Here is a 2627-nt window from a genome sequence, read left to right on the forward strand (position 1 = left end):
CTCCAGCTCGCGTGTGATCAGCGGTGCGCCCCAGAACATGCCGATGAGCGCTGGCAGGAGCACGACGATGACCAGTCCGAGGTAGTACACGCTCTGGTCGGCGCTGGTGATCCGGCCGAACAGGTCGTCTCCGGCGGAAGCGTAGAGGTCGGCCAGTTGCGGGCCGGTGACCGCCAACAGCACCGCAAGGAGAGCCAGGGCGAGGCAGACGACGGTGGCCTGGGTGCGGAACTGGCGCCAGGTCAGCCAGATCATCGCAGCACCTCCAGGACAGGGCGGGAATCACGGGAGGCGTCCGCGGGGCGCGTCATGTACGCGAGGACGATGTCCTCCAGGCCCAGCGGGCTCACGGTCCAGGACGGGTCGTGCACCGCGGTGTCGGTGCGCACCAGGAGCGTGGTCTGCCGGTCGGTGTGGCTGGCGGAGATGACGTGCAGGCCGGCGGGAAGGGTGGCCGGGTCGCGGCGCGGGCCGCTCAGCCGGTGGTGGGAGGCGAGAAGGTCGTCGATGTCGCCGGCCACCTGCACGCGGGAGTCGACCAGGACGACGATGTAGTCGCAGGTGCGCTCCACATCGGAGACCAGGTGCGAGGAGAGCAGCACGCTCATCTCGTGCTCGGCGACGGCCTCCATCAGATCCTGCATGAACTCGCGCCGGGCCAGCGGGTCCAGGGCCGCGACGGGCTCGTCCAGGATGAGCAGCTCGGGGCGTTTGGCGATGCCCAGGGTCAGGGCGAGCTGCGCACGCTGGCCGCCGGAGAGTTTCCCGGCGCGCTGCTTGGGGTCCAGGCCCAGGCGGCGAACTCGTGCCCGGGCCACGGCGTCATCCCAGTGCGGGTTGAGCCGTCTGCCGAAGTCGAGGTGGTCGGCGACGCTCAAAGAGGCGTAGGTGGGGGTGTCCTGGGCGACGAAGCCGACCTTGGCCAGCTGCTCCACACCCCGGGCCGGAGGTCCCCCGCACACCTCGATGGTGCCGGCCGTGGGGGTGAGCAGGCCCGCGGCCAGGTTCAGCAGGGTGGATTTCCCCGCCCCGTTGGGGCCGACCAGGCCGACCACCCGGCCGGCGGGGATCTCCAGGTGGCAGTCTTGCAGCGCCCAGCGCTGCCGGTACTTCCTGCTCAGGCCCCGGGCCCGTAAGACGGCGCTCACGCTACGTCCTCCCCTGCTGCGTTGCGAAAGGTGTTCACGAACAGTGCCTCGATGCTTTCCTCGTCGAGTCCGGCCAGGCGGGCCTTGGTCAGCCAGCGCTGCAGGTCTTTGCGCAGCGGGCCGTGCGCGGCGAGCGTGTCGTCGGCCAGTGTGCGGGTCACGAACGTCCCCACGCCGGGCCGGGCGGCCACCAGTCCCTCGTGCTCCAGCTCCCGGTAGGCCTTGAGCACGGTGTTCGGGTTGACCGCGATCTGCTTGGCCACGTCCTTGACCGTCGGCAGCCTGTCGCCTTCCTTCAGCAGTCCCAGGCGCAGTGCATGGCGCACCTGCTGGACCAGCTGCTGGTAAGGGGACAGGCCGGAGCGGGTGTTCAGGTGGAACTCAATCACCGGTTCCTCCATTTACCTAGTTGCCTAGCACTATAGCTCTCTAGGTGCTTCGTTCGGCAACCCCCGCGCGCTGTAATGGACTTGTCGAGGTGCGTACGCTGCACAGCGCCGGGGGCGGGCAAAACCGAGGGGGCGGCTCATGCGGCTATGACGCCGGGAAGACGGCCAACGGAAGGGTCCGGCTCAGCGCAGCCCAGGTGAGCGGCCTGCCGCTGTCCGTCATGACCACCACCGCAGAGCCCAGCACCGCAGGGGTCGGCGACAGGCCGCTCGGCCGTGATCCGCTCTTCCGCCTCCTCCTGGCGCAACGCTCAGCCACCGAAAGCAGCAACAATGGCGTCAGCACGAACAGTTGGCGCGACGCGAGAGCGGAGAGATCCGCGTTCCATCCCGCCACGGCGAGATGGAGCGGCATGAAGATTCGCCCCGGACGCAGCATCACGCGACGGAGCCCGGATCCCGCCATGGCGCCGCCCCGGACCCGGCGCCGCCCCCGACCGCCCCATCCCGCGCCGCCCAGCGCACGCCACTCCCCCGCAGGCGTGCCGCGGAGTGCACCGGGCAGCGCTGTTGCCGCCCGCAGCGGTCTGCTGTCAGGACAGGACGGCGCCAATGACCGCGACCACCACGATGAGCAGGAACATCGTCCTGACGAACCAGGGGCGGTCGCCGATGCCCTTCCAGTCGGCGGCAAAGGTCAGGCCGGCCACTGCCACCACGGGCCAGATCAGCCAGTGCAGGCTGATCGGGTGGTCGATGAAGTAGGCCAGTGGCATGTAGAAGACGGCGTAGCCGAAGGCGAGCATCGCCGCCCCGCGCCAGGGGACGGTCCGCCGGCCCGCGGTGTGGGTGTTGTGGGTGTTCACAGCAATTCCTCGGGGGAAGAAATCAGGGGAAGAGATGATGACTACTTCAGGCCGTCATAGCAGGCCTTCTTGACGGACTTGATCCCGAACAGCGTAGATCCGCCGGATCCGAGTGCGGCCATGGCGCCCTTCTTGGTGTCCACGCTGGCGAGGGTGGCAAGCACCTTCTTGACGCCACCGGCATTCTTGATCACCTTGAAGGCGGCCTTGCCCGGGGCGAAGGC

At 69.0% G+C, this 2627-nt stretch carries 4 protein-coding genes and 1 pseudogene; all 5 read right to left on the minus strand.

The features are described from left to right. A pseudogene (locus ACQKIP_RS44825) lies at positions 1–255 on the minus strand (transporter); the annotation flags it as partial. Further along, positions 252–1148: an ABC transporter ATP-binding protein gene (locus ACQKIP_RS44830; RefSeq protein ID WP_365863574.1), complete on the minus strand. Its 897-nt coding sequence runs from the start codon at positions 1146–1148 to the stop codon at positions 252–254. The gene ACQKIP_RS44830 and the pseudogene ACQKIP_RS44825, both read right to left, overlap by 4 nt. Next, on the minus strand, positions 1145–1549 hold the full coding sequence (locus ACQKIP_RS44835; RefSeq protein WP_365863576.1) for a GntR family transcriptional regulator: 405 nt from the start codon (positions 1547–1549) through the stop codon (positions 1145–1147). The genes ACQKIP_RS44830 and ACQKIP_RS44835 overlap by 4 nt, the downstream gene beginning before the upstream one ends. 581 nt (positions 1550–2130) lie before the next feature. Beyond that, entirely contained in the window at positions 2131–2403 is a 273-nt protein-coding gene (locus ACQKIP_RS44840; protein WP_365863578.1) for a hypothetical protein, read from the minus strand. A 41-nt stretch (positions 2404–2444) separates the two neighbouring features. After that, positions 2445–2627, minus strand: a 183-nt coding sequence (locus ACQKIP_RS44845) for a hypothetical protein (protein ID WP_427745630.1), incomplete at its 5' end; no start/stop codon positions are given.

Source organism: Streptomyces sp. NPDC059900 (assembly GCF_050270335.1).
In the GTDB taxonomy this organism is placed as follows: Bacteria; Actinomycetota; Actinomycetes; order Streptomycetales; family Streptomycetaceae; genus Streptomyces.